Source organism: Xanthomonas sp. F14 (assembly GCF_014199865.1).
The window spans coordinates 476590-496530 of sequence record NZ_JACHOM010000003.1 but is presented as its reverse complement, the minus strand read 5'-3'; the positions used below and the strand labels follow the sequence as shown (position 1 = coordinate 496530).

11 protein-coding genes are annotated in these 19941 nt (G+C 67.3%); 7 read left to right on the top strand and 4 right to left on the bottom strand.

The window, feature by feature from the left end; translation table 11 throughout:
• Positions 1-8: 8 nt before the first annotated feature.
• From GGR73_RS13475 to GGR73_RS13465, 3 genes are all read right to left on the bottom strand, one after another.
• Positions 9-2333: a protein-disulfide reductase DsbD family protein gene (locus GGR73_RS13475; protein ID WP_184457346.1), complete on the bottom strand. Its 2325-nt coding sequence runs from the start codon at positions 2331-2333 to the stop codon at positions 9-11.
• A 5-nt stretch (positions 2334-2338) separates the two neighbouring features.
• A complete protein-coding gene (gene cutA, locus GGR73_RS13470) occupies positions 2339-2671 on the bottom strand; it encodes a divalent-cation tolerance protein CutA (protein WP_184457344.1) in 333 nt (110 codons plus the stop codon).
• A gap of 231 nt (positions 2672-2902) precedes the next feature.
• Positions 2903-4714 (bottom strand): endonuclease, encoded by a 1812-nt coding sequence (locus GGR73_RS13465; RefSeq protein ID WP_184457343.1) that lies wholly within the window; start codon positions 4712-4714, stop codon positions 2903-2905.
• A 431-nt stretch (positions 4715-5145) separates the two neighbouring features.
• Here GGR73_RS13465 and GGR73_RS13460 point away from each other — a divergent pair, with 431 nt between their 5' ends.
• From GGR73_RS13460 to GGR73_RS13440, 5 genes are all read left to right on the top strand, one after another.
• The gene (locus tag GGR73_RS13460; protein ID WP_003483210.1) at positions 5146-5433 is read left to right on the top strand and encodes a co-chaperone GroES; all 288 of its coding nucleotides are present in this window, start codon (positions 5146-5148) and stop codon (positions 5431-5433) included.
• Between the two features lie 136 nt (positions 5434-5569).
• Complete coding sequence (gene groL / locus GGR73_RS13455) at positions 5570-7210, top strand: chaperonin GroEL (protein WP_011035771.1); 1641 nt, start codon at positions 5570-5572, stop codon at positions 7208-7210.
• 773 nt (positions 7211-7983) lie between these two features.
• A complete protein-coding gene (locus tag GGR73_RS13450; RefSeq protein WP_456362968.1) occupies positions 7984-10875 on the top strand; it encodes a TonB-dependent receptor plug domain-containing protein in 2892 nt (963 codons plus the stop codon).
• 224 nt (positions 10876-11099) lie between these two features.
• A complete protein-coding gene (locus tag GGR73_RS13445; RefSeq protein WP_126750501.1) occupies positions 11100-11309 on the top strand; it encodes a hypothetical protein in 210 nt (69 codons plus the stop codon).
• Between the two features lie 27 nt (positions 11310-11336).
• On the top strand, positions 11337-12410 hold the full coding sequence (locus GGR73_RS13440) for a 3-deoxy-7-phosphoheptulonate synthase (protein ID WP_046345560.1): 1074 nt from the start codon (positions 11337-11339) through the stop codon (positions 12408-12410).
• 452 nt (positions 12411-12862) lie between these two features.
• Here GGR73_RS13440 and GGR73_RS13435 read toward each other — a convergent pair whose 3' ends face one another.
• Positions 12863-14377 (bottom strand): acetyl-CoA hydrolase/transferase family protein, encoded by a 1515-nt coding sequence (locus GGR73_RS13435; RefSeq protein WP_104543436.1) that lies wholly within the window; start codon positions 14375-14377, stop codon positions 12863-12865.
• A 385-nt stretch (positions 14378-14762) separates the two neighbouring features.
• Here GGR73_RS13435 and GGR73_RS13430 point away from each other — a divergent pair, with 385 nt between their 5' ends.
• Both GGR73_RS13430 and GGR73_RS13425 read left to right on the top strand, forming a co-directional pair.
• Complete coding sequence (locus GGR73_RS13430; protein ID WP_184381126.1) at positions 14763-16940, top strand: translocation/assembly module TamB domain-containing protein; 2178 nt, start codon at positions 14763-14765, stop codon at positions 16938-16940.
• A gap of 204 nt (positions 16941-17144) precedes the next feature.
• Positions 17145-19559 carry a hypothetical protein gene (locus GGR73_RS13425; RefSeq protein ID WP_184457341.1) on the top strand — a complete coding sequence of 805 codons (2415 nt, stop codon included), beginning with the start codon at positions 17145-17147 and terminating at the stop codon, positions 19557-19559.
• Positions 19560-19941: the final 382 nt, after the last annotated feature.

Genomic DNA, 19941 nt, shown 5'->3' with positions numbered 1-19941 from the left:
CGACGGGCTCACCTAGCCGCGCGCAGCAACGCATCCTCGGTGATCGCGTTGGTCAGCACGGTCGGCAGCACCGCCGGCGGTGCGCCGGGGCCGTAGACCACGTACAGCGGCACGCCGACGGCCTGGTGCTGGTCGAGGAAGGCGCTGATCCTGGGGTCGACATTGGTCCAGTCGCCTTTCATGTAGACCGCGTCGACGCGGCGCAGTGCGTCGCGGAAGTCGGCGCTGCTCAGCACGTTCTTCTCGTTGGCCTTGCAGGTCACGCACCAGTCGGCGGTCATGTTGACGAACACCACGCGGTTGTCGGCGCGCAGGCGGTCCAGCAACTGCGGCGAGAACGCCACCACGCCTTCGGCGGCAGTGGCGGCCGGCAGGCGCAGGCGGGTGACCCCGACCACCGGCACGATCGCCAGCACCAGCATCACCGCGGCCAGGCCCATGCCGATGCGATGGCTCTTCCAGCGGCTGCGCTCGAAGCAGAACAGGCCCAGTGCCAGCAGGGTGGCGCCAACCAACATCAGCGCCAGCGCGTCCACGCCGCGCTGCTTGCCCAGCACCCACAGCAGCCAGATCGCAGTGAGATACATCGGGAACGCCAGCACCTGCTTGAGCGTTTCCATCCACGCGCCGGGCGTGGGCAGGCGCCGCGCCAGCGAGGGGATGAAGCCGATCAGCAGGAACGGCAGCGCCAGGCCCAGGCCCAGCGCCAGGAACACCAGCATCGCCAGCAGCGCCGGGGCGGTGAAGGCATACGCCAGTGCGGTGCCCATGAACGGGGCGATGCAGGGGCTGGCCACCACGCAGGCCAGCACGCCGGTGAAGAAATCGCCCAGCGGGCCATTGCGCGCTGCCAGCGACTGGCCGATGCCGCCCAGATTGCTGCCCAGCGTGAACACGCCCGACAGGCTCAGCCCCACCGCAAACATCAGATAGGCCAGCGCCGCGACGAACCACGGCTGCTGCAGCTGGAAGCCCCAGCCGGCCGCCTGGCCGGCCGCGCGCAGGCCGATCACCAGCGCGCCGATCGCCGCAAACGACACCAGCACGCCCAGCGAATACCAGATCGCATGGCTGCGCGCGTGGCTGCGGCTCTCGCCGCTGTGGGCCAGGCCCAGCACCTTCAGCGACAGGATCGGCAGCACGCAGGGCATCAGGTTCAACACCAGCCCGCCGAGCAGGGCCAGCACCAGCATGGCCAGCAAGCCCTTGTCGGTGTGCGGCGGCTGGGTGCGCTGCGGATTGTCGGCCGAGGCATCTGCGGCCGGCGCTGCAGTCGCCGCGGGCGTCGGTGCCGGCGCCGGTTCCGCAGGCAGCTGCCCGGCCGGCAGCGGCGAGATCATCAGCGGCGCCGCCTGCGCCTGGTTCTGCGGCGACACCGTGCCGGCGGGCAACTCCAGCGCCACCCGACGGGTCATCGGCGGGTAGCAGATGCCATCGGTCTGGCAGCCCTGGAAGGTCGCCACCAGGGTCGCCTTGACCGGTTCGGCATGCTCGCGCAGCAGCGGCAAGGTGACTTCGGCCTGGTCGAAATACACCACCACATCGCCGAAGTGCTCATCGCGGTGCGCCTTGCCCTGCGGCCAGCGCGGCAGCCCGGGACGCACGCCGCCGGCGCCTTCCAGCGCCAGCGAGGTGCGGTCGCGGTAGATGTAATAGCCGGGCGCGGGGGTGAAGCGCAGCAGCAGGCTGTTGCCGTCGCCGACGATGGCTTCGAAGGTGAAGGCCTGCTCGGCCGGCAGCGGCAGTGCGTCCACGCCGGCGGCCTGGCCGGTGCTGCCGAACAGCCGCGGGCCTGTCGGTGCGCGCGGCACCAGTGCGCCCAGGTTTTCGCGTGGGGTGGCGGGCGTCGCGGCGGGAGCCGAGGCATCGGGCAGGCGCACGCGCAGCTCGCGGCGTTGCGGCGGGTAGCACACGCCGGCGTCGGCGCAGCCCTGGTATTGCACCTGCAGCACGGCGGTCTGCAACCCGGCATCGGCCTTGCCGGCCAGCCTTGCCTGCAGCTGCTTGCGGTAGGTCTGCACCTGGCCGAAGAACTCGTCGCGCTTGCTCTCGCCTTCCGGCAGCGCCAGCTCGCCGGCGGCAAAGCCTTGCCCGGATTTGACGCTGATGCGGTGGCGATACAGGTAATAGCCCGGCGCGATCTTCCAGTGCAGCGTGATGCTGTCGCGGCTATCGGCGGTGGCGCTCAGGGTGAAGGCCTGATCCACCGGCAGCAGGTCGGCCTCGGTGACCGCGGCCTGCGCGGGCAGGGGCGCCACCAGCGCCAGCGGCGCAGCGAGCAACGGTACGGCCAGCAATGCGCAGCGGGCGATCCAGCGGGACAGAGACTTCATGGACGTCAGGATTCCTTGCGGGTTTCGGCCCGGACCCAATCGAGATACGCCGGCAGCCCGGCGCTGGCTTGGACCGCGATCGCCTCCGGCAGTTCATACGGATGCAGCGCCTGCAGCCGCGCGATGGCGTCCGGCAGGCGGTCTTCCCAGGTCTTGATCAACAACTGCACTTCCTGGCTGCGCTCGATCGCCCCGTTCCAGCGGTACAGCGACTGCACGCCGGGCAGCTGGGTGACGCAGGCGGCCAGGCACTCGTCCAGCAGCACGCGCGCAATGCGCTCGGCGCTGTCGGCATCCGGGCAGGTGCTGAACAACAGATGGAGGGAAGAGGCGCTCATGTGACCGCGCAGTGTAATCCCCTGTCTGCGGGGGATCGACCGCAGATTCCGGAACAGGGCGTCAAGTTCGCTGGAGCCTGGCGGCTGGCCGGCGATACCGGTCCTGCGCCTGCCCGCTGATGTTGAATGACGCAGGCCGACGGCTCGCGCGCCTGCTGCGCGGTCGGGCATGTGGATTGCCGCTGCAAGCCGTCTCCCGGCCCGGCGCCTGGGGCACCGGGCCGGGCCGGATCAATTGGCCAGCTGGCAGCTGGCCGGCTTGGCCGAGGTGAACAGGCTCGAGGTCGCCCATTCGGGGTGATCCACGAACGGGTTGCGGTTGCCCTGGAAGCTGAAGATCACCTGGTTGCGCGCCCGCTCGGCATCGTCCGGCGGGTCGGCCTGGTGCCAGGCCAGCAGCGTGGACAACAGGCCCATGTAGGCCGGCGAGGCCGAGGTCTGCACGATCTTGCTGCGGTCGTCGGTGAGTTCCAGGTCCGGCTCGGACTGCCCGGTGGCCGCGTCGGTGCCGCCTTCGTAGCGGATCGCCATGTACATCACCGCACGCGCCATGTCGCCCTTGCGCTTGCCCCACACCTCGAAGGTGCCGCCGTTGCCGTCCGGGGTGCGCACCCAGTTGGAATTGCCCGGATAGCGCCCGCTGCCGCCGCCACTGCCGTCATTGACCTCGGTGACCCGCTCGCCGCAGCTGCTGGTGCAGGCCGCATAGGGCTTGTTGCCGCGGTCGGCGTTGAAGGCGGTGTCAGTCAGATACAGCATGTGGGTGTCGGTGTAGGGCGCATACGGCAGCCCCTTGTCGCCGCTGGCGCTGCCGAAGCCCAGCGAGTTGGGCCAGGTGTGCTCGCGGTTGTAGGTCAGCCCGCTCCCGGTGCCGGCACGGTCGCTGCCCTTGGCGTAGCTGCGGTTGCGGTAGGCGTCCAGGATCCGGCCGCTGTTGTTGGGATCCTCGTCGGCCATTTCCAGGATGGTCCAGGTACTGGTGCCCGAGCCGCTGTACGGATAGACCGTGTGGCCCTTGATCACGGTGTGCAGCGAACAGCGCAACTGGCTGGCATTGGCGGTGTTGACCCGCGAGTAGTAACCGGTGCCGCCGCCGCTGGCGGTGGCCACGGTGAAGGCGATCGACTGGTTGGCGGCCGGGCTCAGCCCGCTGGCATCGCGGATGGCGCTGGCGGTGATCGCCAGGGTACAGCGCTCGCCACCGACCAAGGCGGTGTTGGTGGACAGGCTGAAGCGGGTGCCGCTGGTCGGGTAGCTCAGCGCCACCGTGCCGGAGCTGGCGCAGCTCAGTGCGAAGGCGCCGCTGCTCAGCGTCACCGCCTCGCTGAAGCCCACGTTCAGGTCGCCGGCGGCGGGAAAGCCGGTCGCGCCCTGGGCCGGGGTGGTGCTGGTGATCGCCGGTGCCGCGCCGGTCTCGCCGCCACCGCCGCTGCCGTTGAAGCTCTGGCCGCGGTTGCACGCGCCAAAGGTCTGCGCCGACGAGCCGGCCCAGCTGAAGTTGGCCGCGCTGCTGCCGGTGCCGGTCAGTTGCAGCGAACTGCCGACCGCGCTGCTGTTGCTCTCGCTGACCGGCAGGTTCTGGCTGGTGATGCCGGCGGCAGGGCCGCCGCTGGCGGTGATGGCGCCTTCGTAACTGAGGAACTGCACCAGCTGCCCGTTGGGGTCGACCAGCGCCACGCCGTCGTTGGGCCCGTTCTGCACGCCGTTGCTGGCGTAGCCGACCGTGGCCACGCGCACCTGGCTGCCGCAGCTGACCAGGCTGCCGGCCGGCACCGCTGTATTGGCGTAGACCGTCGCCGCGCCCGGTGTGCTGCCGTTGTACAGATAGATGCGGTAGCCGCTCAGCGATTCGCCGGCGGTGGCCACCACTTCCACCCCTTCGCCGCTGTCGCCGGAGGCGCCTGCGTCGTCGTAATGCAGTTCGTTGATGAACACCGCCGCGTGGGCGGTGGGGACGGCCAGCGCGAGCGCACAGGCCAGGGGAAGCGTGCAGCTGGGGGACCAGCGCAAGGGGAAAACACGGGCGGGGGACGGCAACCTCATCGACAGCTCCTTGTGATCGGGGAATGCGTGGCCGACTGTAAAACGTGCGCATGACAATCGGTGGAACCTGGTTCCATTTTTAGAGCGGCTGCTCCGGCGACTGCTCGGTGCGCACCGTCCGGCGTGCCAGTGGCTCGGTAGCCGGTCTCAGGTGCAGCCGGCGATTGCGCAGCCCGGTTCCCACCCGGCTGACCGCCGCCAGCGGGGCGATGCGTGCCAAGTCGTGTCGGCCGCGTCGTGGCCCTGGGACGGAACTGCCCGGCGAAAATTTTTTGCCCCCAGCCCTTGAAAGCTGGCCACACAGCACAATCTCTGGCCCGCACCCGCTCTGTCGGGTTTTTTCCGCGCGCTGTGCTGGCAGTCGTCACATACGAGTGCTAACATCGCCGATAATTTCCAGACCAATCAATCACTTAAGAGGGTCTTTCTCTATGAGCATCAAGCCGCTTCACGACCGCGTTGTAGTCAAGCCGATCGAAGCCGACGAAGTTTCCGCCGGCGGCATCGTGATCCCGGACTCCGCCAAGGAAAAGTCCACCAAGGGTGAAGTCGTCGCCATCGGCGCCGGCAAGCCCCTGGACAACGGCAGCCTGCGCGCGCCGGTGGTCAAGGTCGGCGACAAGGTCATCTACGGCCAGTACGCCGGCAGCAGCTACAAGTCCGAAGGCGTCGAGTACAAGGTGCTGCGCGAAGACGACATCCTGGCGGTCATCGGCTGATAGCCGTTGCCGGCGGGATTCGGGAGTGGGGATTCGGGATTGGCCACTGCGCTTGGCGCAGCTGATCCCGCATCTCCCCCGAACCCCGCTCTAGCCAATCCCCAATCCCCAATCTCAAATTCCGGAGTTACAACAAATGGCTGCTAAAGACATTCGTTTCGGTGAAGACGCACGTACCCGTATGGTTCGTGGCGTCAACGTGCTTGCCAATGCCGTCAAGGCCACCCTGGGCCCGAAGGGCCGCAACGTCGTGCTCGAGAAGAGCTTCGGCGCGCCGACCATCACCAAGGACGGCGTCTCCGTCGCCAAGGAAATCGAACTGGCTGACAAGTTCGAGAACATGGGCGCGCAGATGGTCAAGGAAGTCGCTTCCAAGACCAACGACAACGCCGGCGACGGCACCACCACCGCCACCGTGCTGGCCCAGGCCCTGATCCGCGAAGGCGCCAAGGCTGTGGCCGCCGGCATGAACCCGATGGACCTCAAGCGCGGTATCGACCAGGCCGTCAAGGCCGCCGTCATCGAGCTGAAGAACATCTCCAAGCCCACCACCGACGACAAGGCGATTGCCCAGGTCGGCACCATCTCGGCCAACTCGGACGAGTCGATCGGCAACATCATTGCCGAAGCGATGCAGAAGGTCGGCAAGGAAGGCGTGATCACCGTTGAAGAAGGCTCGGGCCTGGAAAACGAGCTGGACGTGGTCGAGGGCATGCAGTTCGATCGCGGCTACCTCTCCCCGTACTTCATCAACAACCAGCAGAGCCAGTCGGCCGACCTGGACGACCCGTTCATCCTGCTGCACGACAAGAAGATCTCCAACGTGCGCGACCTGCTGCCCGTGCTCGAAGGCGTGGCCAAGGCCGGCAAGCCGTTGCTGATCGTCGCTGAAGAAGTCGAAGGCGAAGCGCTGGCCACCCTGGTGGTCAACACCATCCGTGGCATCGTCAAGGTCGTGGCCGTCAAGGCACCGGGCTTCGGCGACCGTCGCAAGGCGATGCTGGAAGACATGGCGGTGCTGACCGGCGGCACCGTGATCTCCGAGGAAGTGGGTCTGGCGCTGGAGAAGGCCACGATCAAGGACCTGGGCCGCGCGAAGAAGGTGCAGGTCTCCAAGGAGAACACCACCATCATCGACGGCGCCGGCGACTCGGCCACGATCGAAGCCCGCGTTGGCCAGATCAAGACCCAGATCGAAGACACCTCGTCCGATTACGACCGCGAGAAGCTGCAGGAGCGCGTGGCTAAGCTGGCCGGTGGCGTTGCAGTGATCAAGGTCGGCGCGTCGACCGAAATCGAAATGAAGGAAAAGAAGGCCCGCGTCGAAGACGCCCTGCACGCCACCCGTGCAGCCGTCGAAGAAGGCGTGGTCCCGGGCGGCGGTGTGGCCCTGGTGCGTGCGCTGGTGGCCGTCGGTAACCTGACCGGTGCCAACGAAGACCAGACCCACGGCATCCAGATCGCCCTGCGCGCGATGGAAGCCCCGCTGCGCGAAATCGTGGCCAATGCCGGCGAAGAGCCGTCCGTGATCCTGAACAAGGTCAAGGAAGGCACCGGCAACTACGGTTACAACGCGGCCAACGGCGAGTTCGGCGACATGGTCGAGTTCGGCATCCTGGATCCGACCAAGGTCACCCGCTCGGCGCTGCAGAACGCAGCCTCGATCGCCGGCCTGATGATCACCACCGAAGCCATGGTGGCCGATGCACCGAAGAAGGACGAGCCGGCGATGCCGGCCGGCGGTGGCATGGGCGGCATGGGCGGCATGGATTTCTGATCCACGCCACTCGGCTGTTGCAGCACAAAGGACCCCGCCGAAAGGCGGGGTTTTTTTGTGGGCGGTCGTGGATGCCGCAAGAGGTCGTGCGTGGCCACGCAGACCCCATCATGACCCGTAGGAGCGCCCCTGGGCGCGAAAGGGCTTCACCGGGAATGCCCCAGTCGCGCCCGGGTGCGCTCCTACGCGGCGCAGATGCCACCGGTTCGCGCAATCGGTTAGCGGCCTCGACCTTGTCGAACTCGGCGCTTGCATGGCCACGCAAACCCCATGACCCCGTAGGAGCGCCCCAGGGCGCGAATGGGCTTCACCGGGAATGCCCCAATCGCGCCCGGGTGCGCTCCTACGCGGCGCAGATGCCACCGGTTCGCGCAATCGGTTAGCGGCCTCGACCTTGTCGAACTCGGCGCTTGCATGGCCACGCAAACCCCATGACCCCGTAGGAGCGCCCCCGGGCGCGAAGGGGCTTCACCGGGAATGCCCCAATCGCGCCCGGGTGCGCTCCTACGCGGCGCAGATGCCACGGTTCGCGCAATCGGTTCGCGGCCCCAACCGTGTCGACGTGCGTGCCATCGCGTGGATCGCGAACCCCATCACACTTGCATGACAGTGTGTTGACATCGATGTCAGCACCAACCTAGCGTCGCTGGGCAGGCGCTTGCGCCGAACGGTCGGGGGGCCATCGGACAGGGGGCGGCGATGCGGTGCATCGCTCGCAGGCGTCGTTGCAGTGGAACGCCACGCCGGCCATGCCGGCCTCTCCCGGGGATCTTATGAACTGCCGCAGTCATCGCCTTGCCTTGTCGATTTCCTTGTCCCTCGCCCTGACCGGCGCCATCGCACCGTCGGCGGCTGCCCAGCAGGCCGAGCCGGAGCAACCGCGCGCCACCTCCACCCTGGACGCGGTCAGCGTCACCGGCTCGCGCATCAAGCGCGCGCAGGTCGAGGGCGCGCAACCGGTGGTCACCATCTCTGCGCAGCAGATCCAGCAGGAGGGCTTTGCCACCGTCTACGACGTGCTCAACAGCATGAACCAGCAGGGCTCGGTGGAGGCCGATACGCAATGGGGCTCGCATACGCCCAACGCCTCGCCGATCAACCTGCGCGACCTGGGCCCGGGCCGCACCCTGCTGCTGGTCAACGGCCACCGCGTGGCCGACTACCCGCTGCCGTACGGCGGCGAGAGCAACTTTTCCAACTACAGCAACATCCCGTCTGCGGCGGTGGAGCGCATCGACATCCTGACCGGCGGCGCCTCGGCGATCTACGGCTCGGACGCGGTGGCCGGCGTGGTCAACGTGATCCTCAAGCGCGATTACCAGGGCGACCAGGTGCGGCTGCGCGGCGGCACTGCCACCGAAGGCGGCCGCGACAGCTTCGACGTGTCCTGGGCCGGCGGGCGCACCGGCGAAAACTGGAGCCTGACCTACGCGCTGCAGGCCACCCGGCGCGATCCGTTGAGCGGGCGCGATCGCCCCGAGATGGACGATTCCGACGACATGTCCTATTCCAACTGGACCGGGCAGAACCGCCGCTACGGCTTCAACCCGTTCACCGGCCTGAGCCTGGTCGATGCCAACACCAACGAACGCCTCGCACCGCCCGCCGGCACCTGCGCGCGCTTCGGCGGCGAGTTCATCGACGGGCAGCGGCTGAGCTACAACCAGAACACCGGGGCGGTCACCAACGCCGGCGATTACTGCGGCGTGGCCCGCGACTACGGCGACTGGGGGCTGGTCACCGGCAGCGAGGACTATTCGGCCTATCTCTACGGCACCTGGAAGTTCGGCGAGCACACCGAAGCCTGGGCCACGCTGTCGGCCAACCGCAGCATCGGCCGCTGGACCTACGACCCGCCGTACGTGTATCTGGGCCCGTTCCAGGACGCCGACACCGGCCGCTCGCTGTACGCGATCCGGCAGCTCACCCGGCGCGAGGCCGGTGGTTGGGACCGGCTGGCCAACTACAACAAGGAGCAGTCCTGGGACCTGAGCGCCGGCTTGCGTGGCGTGTGGGCCGACCGCTTCGACTGGGAGCTGAGCGTGGGCCGCTCGCGCTACACGGTGGACGAATACGTACGTACCGTGGACACCGCCCGCGCCACCGATTATTTCCTCGGCAGCCCCACCGGCACCGCCGCCGACGGCACGCCGATCTATGCGATCAACCAGGCGCGCCTGTATGCACCGCTGTCCTCGAGCGAGTACGACGAGCTGGTCGCCAAATCGCATAACTCGGCGTATTCGTGGGTGAACCAGGCCAGCTTCAGCCTGAGCGGCGATCTGGTGCAGGGCTGGGCCGGGCCGATCCGCTTCGCCACCGTGGCCGAAGTCGCCAAGCAGGGCTACCAGCTGTCGCCCGACCCCTGCGCCAACGAGTGCTATCCGGTCGATGTGGTGGACAGTGGCGGTGGCGAGCGCATGCGCAGTTCGGCCGGGCTGGAATTGCAGATTCCGCTGCTGTCGACGTTGAGCGCCAATGTCGCCGGCCGCTACGATCGCTACGGCAGTTATCGCTCTTCGGCGGCGATTCCGACCGATGTCGGCACCCAAAGCGACACCACCTGGAGTGCGGGTCTGGAGTGGCGCCCGGTCGAGAGCCTGTTGTTGCGCAGCACGCTGGCCACCAGCTTCCGCGCGCCGGACATGCATTACGTGCTCGGCGAACCCAGCTCCACCAACCAGACCGTGATCGACCAGTACCGCTGCATCGCCACCGGCGCGTATCTCACCGGCGGCTGCAACGACGAGAACAGCAACATCTACTACACCGTGGACGTGAACCGTCGCGGCACGCCGGATCTGCGCTCGGAAACCGGCCGCTCGTTCACTGGCGGGGTGGTGTGGGACATCGTGCAGGGCCTGTCGCTGAGCGTGGATTACTACCGCATCGAGCTGGAGGAAATGATCAAGGATCTGGACCGCGACGAGATCCTCTCGGCCGAAGCCGGCTGCCGCACCGGCACCACCATCAGCGGTGGCGCCTGGAACAATCCCGGCGGCGCCGGCTATTGCGACACCATCACCTCGCGCGTGTTGCGCAATGCCGACGGCACCATTGCCAGCATCGAGCGCGGCCCGATCAACCTGGCGCAGATGGAAACCTCCGGCATCGATGCCTCGCTGAAATATCGGCTTGCCACGGCGGGTTGGGGCAACTTCCAGTTGTCGCTGGACTACAACAACCTGCTGGCCTATCGCGAGCAGATCTACCGCACCGACAGCGACGAAAACCGCCGCGACGAACGCGTGCGCAGCCGTGTGCGGGGCAGCGTGCATTGGGACAACGGCGGCGCCTGGGACTGGACGGTGTACTTCCGCCGGCTCGGCTCCATGCGCGCGGTCAACTGGGGCACCTGCGAGCGCTTCGACGACGGCTACCAACCCAGTGCCTCGGACGCATGCGTGGTCACCGACACCGCCAACGTGCATCTGGGCGAGAGCAGCAAGCGCTACTTCGGCCGCGTCGGCCCGGCGATCTACTGGAACCTCAGCACCGGCTACAGGATCACCGACCACGCCAAGGTCAACTTCTACGTCAACAACGTGTTCAACGAAGTGGGCTACGAGAACAAGGAGCGCTTCTACGGTTACGGCTTCTACAACACCACCTTGTTCAACCCGATCGGCCGTGAAGTGGCGGCGGAATATGTGTTTACGTTCTGATTGAACGTGGCAGCCGCATCGCACGCCGCGGCACAGCGCCGTGGCGTGCGATGCATGGTCGATGCCACCTGCGCAGGCAAGCCGTACGCGATCCCGGCCTGCCAAGGCGCGCGTGGTAATGCCGTGCATCGGTTCGCCCAGCTTGTCGTGCGCCGCGGTGGTCGGCGCGACACATGCGGCCTGCAGGCACCCCGCATTGGCACCGCTGCAACGTTCCGTTGCCGATGAAACAGTGGCAACGGCCAAACGTGCGTGGTATCAATGCACTCAATGAACGCACCCCGCAGCCAGTTTTACTTTTGGTACTACGGTTTTCCGATGCCGCTGGCGGAGGACGGATTGCGCTCACCCTGAAGAAATCTTCAGCAGCATTCCCGAAAAGCCGCCAGCGCACACTGGCGGCTTTTTTGTTGCCGCCGCGCCTGGCTCCCTGATGCAACACCGCCCACCGAGACACTGTTATGCCGCCTGTGACCGATGACCTGCGTATCCGCAAGATCGAAGCCCTTGCCCCGCCCTCGCAGCTGCTGTCGCTGCTGCCCTGCGACGAGCGTGCCTCCGAGACCGTGACCAATTCGCGTGCCGCGCTGCACGAGATCCTGCATGGCCGTGACGACCGCCTGGCGGTGGTGATCGGGCCCTGCTCGATCCACGATCCGGTCGCGGCGATGGACTACGCGCACCGCCTGCGCCCGCTGCGCGAGCAATTCGGCGACGCGCTGGAGATCGTGATGCGGGTGTACTTCGAAAAGCCGCGCACCACCATCGGCTGGAAGGGCCTGATCAACGATCCGGATCTGGATGGCAGCTTCCAGATCAACAAGGGCCTGCGGGTGGCGCGCGGTCTGCTGCGCGACATCAACAACCTCGGCCTGCCGGCTGGTGTGGAATTCCTCGACATCATCTCGCCGCAGTACATCGCCGACCTGGTGGCCTGGGGCGCGATCGGCGCACGCACCACCGAAAGCCAGGTGCATCGCGAAATGGCCTCGGGATTGTCGTGCCCGGTGGGCTTCAAGAACGGCACCGGCGGCGACGTCAAGATTGCGGTGGACGCGGTGGGTGCGGCCTCGCACCCGCATCATTTCCTGGCCGTGACCAAGGACGGCCACACTGCGGTGGCCGCGACCGCAGGCAACCCGGATTGCCACGTGATCCTGCGTGGCGGCAAGCAGCCCAACTTCGACGCGGCCAATGTGGAGGCGGCCAGCCAGGTGCTCAACACGTCCGGCTTGCCGGCGCGGCTGATGATCGACGCCAGCCACGCCAACAGTGGCAAGAACCCCGAGAACCAGCCCAAGGTCATCGACGACATCGCCACGCAGCTGGAAGGCGGCGAGACCCGCATCGTCGGCGTCATGGTGGAAAGCCACCTGGTCGGCGGACGTCAGGAACTGGTGCCCGGCTGCGCACTGACCTACGGCCAGAGCATCACCGACGGCTGCCTGGGGTGGGACGCCTCGGTGCAGGTGCTCGAGCGCTTGGCGACGGCCGTACGCGCACGTCGCGCAAGGCGGGTTGCCGAAGCTGCGTGATCGGCGAGGCGGTGGGGTGAGAGCACGAGGTTTCGCGCGGACCCTCATCCTGCGCTACGCGCCACCTTCTCCCGCCGGGAGAAGGGAGAAGCCCCTCTCGAGCAGCCTGGCAATGAGCACAAGCGCACGCGTGCTGATGGCCGCTCCAGAACGAGAACGCCGGGCCGGCGCAGGGAGCCGGCCCGACGGATTGGACACCACCCAGTGGTGACCCGTCGCGCCCAGCGGCAGGAGGGGGAGAGAGCCGTCCTGCCGCCGAATGCGAGCGGGCAGAAACGTTATCCGCCACATCCGTGACATCGCGATGTCGCAGCATGTCGATGCCAGCAATGAAGTTCGCGAAGCGTTAAACACCAGCACGACGACCGTGCTCCGATCTCTCTAGCAACACCGCCACGCTGCGCTACAACTCTCGATTCCCGATTCCCGATTCCCGATTCCCGAATCCCGGCTCACCCCAACATATCCCCCGTCTCCAACCAGCGCTGATGCCACGACAACGCTTCGGTCAGCAGATGCGGGGTGTGCTTGCCATAGCTGTCGCGATTGGCGCGCGCCACATAATCTTCCAGCGCATCGCGGTAGCGCGGATGTACGCAGTGATCGAGCAACTGGCGTGCGCGTTGCTTGGGTGTGAGGCCGCGTAGATCGGCCAGGCCTTGCTCGGTGACGATCACCGAGACATCGTGTTCGGTGTGGTCGACATGGCTGACCATCGGCACGATCGACGAGATGCTGCCGGCCTTGGCGATGCTGGGGCTCAGGAAGATCGACAGGAAGCCGTTGCGCGCAAAGTCTCCGGAACCGCCGATGCCGTTCATGATGCGGCTGCCCATCACGTGGGTGGAATTGACGTTGCCGTACAGGTCGGCCTCGATCATGCCGTTCATGCCGATGCAGCCAAGCCGGCGCACCAGCTCCGGATGATTGGAAATCTCCTGCGTGCGCATGATGATGCGCTGCCGGTAGAAATCGATATTGCGCTTGAACTCCTCGTTGCCCTCCGGGCTGAGCGCAAAACCGGTGCACGAGGCATAGCGCAGCACGCCATCGCGCAGCAGCGCGAGCATGCCGTCCTGGATCACTTCGGTGAACGCTTCCAGGTCGCGGAAGCCGCTGCGTGCAAGCCCCGCCAGCACCGCATTGGGAATATTGCCCACGCCCGATTGCAGCGGCAGCAGGCTGGCCGGCAGCCGGCCCTTGTCCACTTCATGGCGCAGGAACGCGATCAGGTGCTCGGCGATGCGTTCGCTGCTGTCGTCGGCGGCAGCAAACGGGCTGTTGCGGTCCGGGCCATGCGTGCGTACCACTGCCACGATCTTGTCCGGGTCGCAGCGCAGGCTGGGTTCGCCGATGCGGTCGTCGCCATGCACCAACGGGATCGGCTTGCGCTGCGGCGGCAGCGCAGTGCCGTAGTACACATCGTGCATGCCATCCAGGCCGGCCGGCTGCCAATCGTTGACCTCGATGATCACCTTGCTGGCCAGGTCCAGCCAGGTCTTGTTGTTGCCGATCGAGGTGGACGGCACCAGGCTGCCGTCGGCGCGGATTGCCGAGACTTCCACCACGGCGGTGTCGATCTGGCCGTAAAAGCCGAACCACACGTGCTGGGCGACGTGGCTGAGATGGATATCGATATAGTCCAGCGTGCCGGCGTTGATGCGTTGGCGCGCGTCCGGGTCAGACTGGAACGGCATGCGCATGGCGATGCCGTCGGCCTTGGCCAGCGCGCCGTCCAGTTCCGGCGCGGTGGATGCGCCGGTCATCAGCTTGATCTGGAATGGCTGGCCCTGCAGATGCGCCGCTTCGATGCGCTGTGCCAACGCCATCGGCACCGCCTTGGGGTAACCGGAGCCGGTGAAGCCGCTCATCGCCACGGTCTCGCCGGGCTGGATCAATGCGGCAGCGGCCTCGGCAGAAACCAGGCGCTCGCGCAGCGGCGCGTACAGGATGCGTTCGTCGGACATGGCGGCACAGCGGGACAGGGGACTGCCATTATCGCCGCTGCATGCGTCGGCCGCGCTGCGACCATGGTGCAATGCAATGGTGCGGATGGCCGCAACTGCGTGCGAAGCGGGCTGTTGCGTGGCGGGTCGGTTGGGGCAATACATCGACGCTGCGTCCGCTTTCGTTGCCGCTTCTGCAGCCTGGCGTCGGCGTCGCCGCTGGCAGGCCTGCGGTCGCCTGGTGAGCGCAGGCCGGCAAGCCCTGTGCACTGCTGCGCTGTAGTACATCGTCAACGCATCCCCAGCTGCCGTGCAGCGGATGCGGTGATGCGCTACCGGCCATGTTCACGCCTCGCCGCCAGCGCAACCGCGATAGTGGCGGCAGACTCGACTTCTGCCTGCGCCCATGTCCTCTCTTCGCGACCGCTTCCAGCGCTGGCCCCGGCCATGGCGTATCGCAGTGGTCGTGCTGGTGGCGCTGTATGCGCTGTATCTGCTGGCCGGCAACCTGTTTCTCAACACGCCGCTGTTCGATGCCGTCACCAATCGGCAGCCGCATAAATTCACCATGCAGACCGGCCCGGCACTGACCGTGTTTCCGGGGCAGGTAATGGCCTGGAACGTGCGCATGCGCGGGCAGGCCAACCGCACCGTGTACGTGTTTCACGCCGACCGCGCCAATGCGCGCGTGGCCTTGCTTGCACTGTTGCGGCGCGAGGTGCGCCTGCCCTGGCTGCATGCCACCGGCCTGGAAGCGGAAGTGGAAACCTCCGACACGCCCATTCCGCCACCGCCGCGCGGCGATCAGGGCTGGACGCTGCGCTTCGATGCGATCACCAGCAACAGCATCCGCAGTGCGCGCCTGGGCAAGCTGCTGATCGCCGGGCAGGGCCACGGCAGCGTCGGCTTCCTCAAGCAGCTCAAGGGCGGCCCGTCGGAGCTGTTTCCCTCCGAAGCGGGCTTTCGCGATGCGGTGGTCAGCTATGACGGGGTGCAGGTGTTCAATGGCGCGCAGCTGGATGCGCAATTCCAGTTTCCGCGCCATTACCGAGACCAGGCGCCGGGCCTGCGCAAGCTCGGCATTACCCATGCGCGCCTGCAGCTGAAGGCGGCGACCGTGGCGTTGAAGATCGATACCGGCGCGCCGCATGTGGACATCCGCAGCGGGCCGTCCGCGGCGCGGGTGGAGGCCGACATCACGCTGGATCGCGGCACCCTGCAGGAGGGCAGCCATGCGGTCTGGCGTCTGCCGTTGATGGCCGGCGTCGGCGCGACCGACCGCGGCATGCTGGCGCTGCAGCTGGACGTGGCGCGCGACATCCGTGTGCAGGCACGCCTGCCGCGCGACGAGAAGACGGGCAGCGAACTGCAGGCCGATCTGCGCATCGCCGGACGCAGCATTCCCTTCCAGGATCCTGCGCAGGTGCTGCCGCGCCTGTCAGGGCAAGTACGTGGGCGCTGGCAGTTCGAATCGCTGAACTGGATTGCCGAGCTGTTCGTACGCAAGCCCTGGTTCCAGCTCGCAGGCGGCGGCCTGGTCGAGGCCGACCTGCGGCTGGCGCAGGGCCGGCTCGCTAGCGGCAGCAGCCTGGAGATTCCGCGTGTGGAAGCGGTGGCGCAGGTGTTCGATACGCGGCTGGCCGGTATCGCCAAGGCGCATGGACGCATCGACGATGCCGCCACGCCGCAGGCGCACCTGGAGGTGAGCATTCCCACCTTCAAGGCCGCACCGCGCGATGCGCCCAGGCAGGTCCTGCTGGACGGCCGCGATCTGCAGCTGGCCATGCATGGCGATGCCGAACTGGCGCGCCTGCGCGACACGCTCAAGGCGCAGCTGCGTTTCAGCGATGCGCGCGTTCCCGATCTCACCGTCTACAACCGTTACCTGCCCGGCAAGAACGTGCGCCTGCTCGGCGGCAGCGGCAGCCTGACCGGCGATGTCGCGCTCAATGCCGCCGGCGATGTGGGCAGCGGCCACGCCAACCTGCGCGGGCAGGGCGCGCATCTGGCGCTGGCCGGCGTGCAGATGCGTGGCGATGCCGAATTGCAGGCGCAGCTGCAGCGTGCCGATTTCAAGAACAAGTTCTTCGACCTCAGCGGCACGCGCGTGCGCCTGCGCAATATGCGTGTGGGCGACGACAGCAGCGACGCCAACTGGTGGGGGCAGATGCAGGTCGGTGCCGGCACCATCCAGGCCAGCGCACCGTTCCAGGTGGATGCCGATGCGGCGATCCGCATGCGCGATGTCGCGCCGCTGCTGTCGGTGTTTGCGCAACGTGCCGATTATCCGCGCTGGGTACTGGGCTTGCTGGATTCGGGCGAGCTCGATGCCACCGGCAGGGTGCGTTGGCGCAAGCAGCAGCTGCTGATCGACGACCTGCATGCGGAGAATGCGCGGCTGTCGCTGCGTGCAAGGCTGGCCTTGAACGATGAGCAGCGGCGCGGCGATCTGTATCTGCGCTGGGGCGTGCTGGGCGCCGGGATCGAACTCGATGGCAAGCAGCGCCAGTGGCATCTGGCCGGCGCGCGCGAGTGGTACGACGCGCAGCCGGGGTTGTTGCCGGCGGTGTCGAAGGCGAAGTAAGCGGCTCGTTGTCTGAGGCTTGCGTAATGCGGCCAGCTTTGCCGTCTTCGACGAGGCGTGCGCGCACTGCCTGGCGTGTAGGACATCCACTGCATACCGGGCAGCCTGCCGGTGCCCAGCCGCAATCGCCGCTGCGCACCGCGCTCACGGTTTCCTTGGCACACTGCGCCACGCCGCGTGCGCGGTCTTCAGGAGCCTGCCGTCATGACGATGCCTGTTCGCGCCCGCTGGCAGACCTTGCCCCGCCCGGTGCGTTGGCCGTTGCTGGCGTTCCTGGTGGTGTACGCAAGCTATCTGCTGCTCGGCAACCTGTTGCTCAACACGCCACTCGGGCCGGCCGCGCTCAATCGCAAGCCGGACCGGTTCACCATGCACTGGGGCCCGGCAGTGACCTGGTGGCCGGGCCGGCTGACGCTGTGGAAGGTGGAGTTGCAAGGCCGCTCCACACGCACCCGCTGGAACGTCAGCGCGCAGCGCATGAGCGGGCAGGTGCGGCTGTTGCCGTTGTTGCATCGGCAGTTGCTGGTGCCGGAGCTGCATGCGCACGGTGTGCGCGGCGGCATGCAGGCGGCTGTACCCACAGCCGTTACCGTGGCGACGCCAGCACCGGCGACAGCGCCGAACACGCCGGTGGCTGCCGCACCGCCGGCTGACGCAGCCGGTACGCCGCCGCCAACAACCGCGCAGGACAAGCCACCCACACGCGCCCCAGACGTCGCGGCGGGCACGCAGCCGCCCACACGAACGACCGGCGCAGCCGCCCGCGTGCCGCCATCCTCTGGGGTCACCAATACCGCTGGCGCACCCGCAGGCCCCGCATCGACCGCTCCGGCCTGGACCCTGCAGTTCGACCGCATCGTCGCCGATCAGGTGCAGGCAGTGACGCTGCGTCAGCTGCGGATCGAAGGCGATGGTCAGCTGCAGCTCGGCCTGTTCAAGCAGTTGCGTGGCGGGCCGATGGAAGTGTTTCCCTCGCAGGCGCGCTTCGACAACGCACGCATGCGCTGGGGTGACAGCGAAGTGCTGCGCAACGGCCAGCTGCGCATCGAAGCCAGCATCGCGCGGCATGCGCCGGAGCAGGCACGTGGGCTGGCCATGCTGCAGCTTGCCGATGCACAGGTGAGCGTGCATGGCGACACCGCCGCACTGGATGTCGTACGTAATGCCCAGGGGCGCCACACGCTCGCCACACGCGCCGGCACGGGGCGTGCGGATGGGCAGTTGCGCTGGATACGTGGCGCCTTGCAGCCCGGCAGCCAGCTGCAATGGCGCGCACCCCTGCACGACAGCATGCGCACGCCGGCCGCCCTGCTGGGCGAGCTTGCAGCGCAACTGCAGGTGGATCAGGACATGCGCCTGCAGGTGAGTATGCCCGAGCCGGCCGATGCCGGGCTGACCCTGGATGCGGATCTGCGCGTGCAGGGCCGGCAGCTGCCGCTGCAATCGATGCGCAGCCTGCTGCCGCGCACCTCCGGGCATGCGCGCCTGCACTGGCAACTGTCCTCGCTGAGCTGGATTCCGGCGCTGTTCCCGGACGTGGACTGGCTGACGCTGGAAGGCGACGGGCTGGTGGATGCGGATCTGCGCATCGATCGCGGCCAGCTCGGTACCGGCAGTCGCCTGCAGGTGCCGCACGTGCGTGCGCATGTCGGCGTGATGGGGCATGCGATCGATGGGCAGGCCAGTGCCGACCTGCGGGTGAGCGCCGATGCGAACGGGCAGCTGCTGCCGGCACTTGCCTTGCAGATGCAGCAGTTCTCCATTGCGCACAGCGATGCGCCCACGCGCCCGTTCGTGCAGGGCCGCGACCTGCGTCTGGATCTGCAGACGCGCGCGGATGTACGCAACCTGGCCACGCTGCGCGACGCCACGCGCGCGCATCTGGTGTTCGCCAATGCGCGCGTGCCGGATCTGCGTGCCTACAACCGCTATCTGCCGCAGCAGCAACTGCGTTTCGATGGCGGCAACGGTGTGCTCAGTGGCGATCTGCAGATCGAACCCGGCGGGCGTATCGACAAGGGTGGCTTGCGCATCGGTGCGCGTGCGGCGCGGCTGCAGTTTGCCGGCCTGGCACTGCGTGGCGATGTGGATGCGGATCTGCGCTTGCAACGCGGCAATCTGCGTGCGGAAAACTTTCGCCTCGACGCCAGCACCATCCAGCTGCGCAATATCGGATTCACCGGGCCGGATGGTCAGCGGCGCGATGGCTGGTGGGCGCGCATCGTGCTGGAGGACACCCGCATGCAATGGCACCAGCCGGTTGGTGTGGATGGACGCGTGCGCATCCAGGTGCGCGATCTGGCGTTCCTGATGGCGCTGTACGCGCGCGACCGTTCGATTCCGAACTGGATGCTGCGGCTGGTGGATGCAGGCCAGGCGCAGGTGACCGGGCGCGTGCATTGGCAGGGCGACACCGTCATCGTCGATCGTTTGCAGGCGCGCAACCAACGCTTCCAGGTGGATGCGCGCCTGCGTTTGCAGGGCAGCCAACGCAGCGGCAGTCTGCTCGCGCGCTGGGGCATGTTGAGCGCGGCGGTTGGGTTGCGCGGCCAGACCCCGGAATGGCATCTGCTGCGTGCACCGGAGTGGTACCAGGCCCAGCCCGATCTGCTGCGCTGAGGTCGCCGCGCGCCAGTGCGGTGTGAAGGAAAAAGCGCCAGTTCTGTACTGCCTGGTGTTGTTTTGCAGTGCAGCGTGCAAGTGGCGTTCGGGGCGCGCACTATGATCCTGCATCCCGACGTGGGGGAGGGAGCAAAGCCCGCTGGCAGTTCGCTGCAAGCGGGCTTTTTTATTGCCTGAAGCTTGGCCAGTCAAGCCACTTGGCCTCCGCTCAGCGCGCGAAACGCCCAGATGTTGAAGGCTTGCCCAGGCCACTGCCGGGTCACTTTGAGCATCAACCGCCTACATGTTCTCGATCCGCGTGATGGGGGTGGCCAGCGGCCGCGCCTGCATACGTCGCCGGCTTCCGCTAGAATGAGATCAATTCTCATTTATCGCCGGG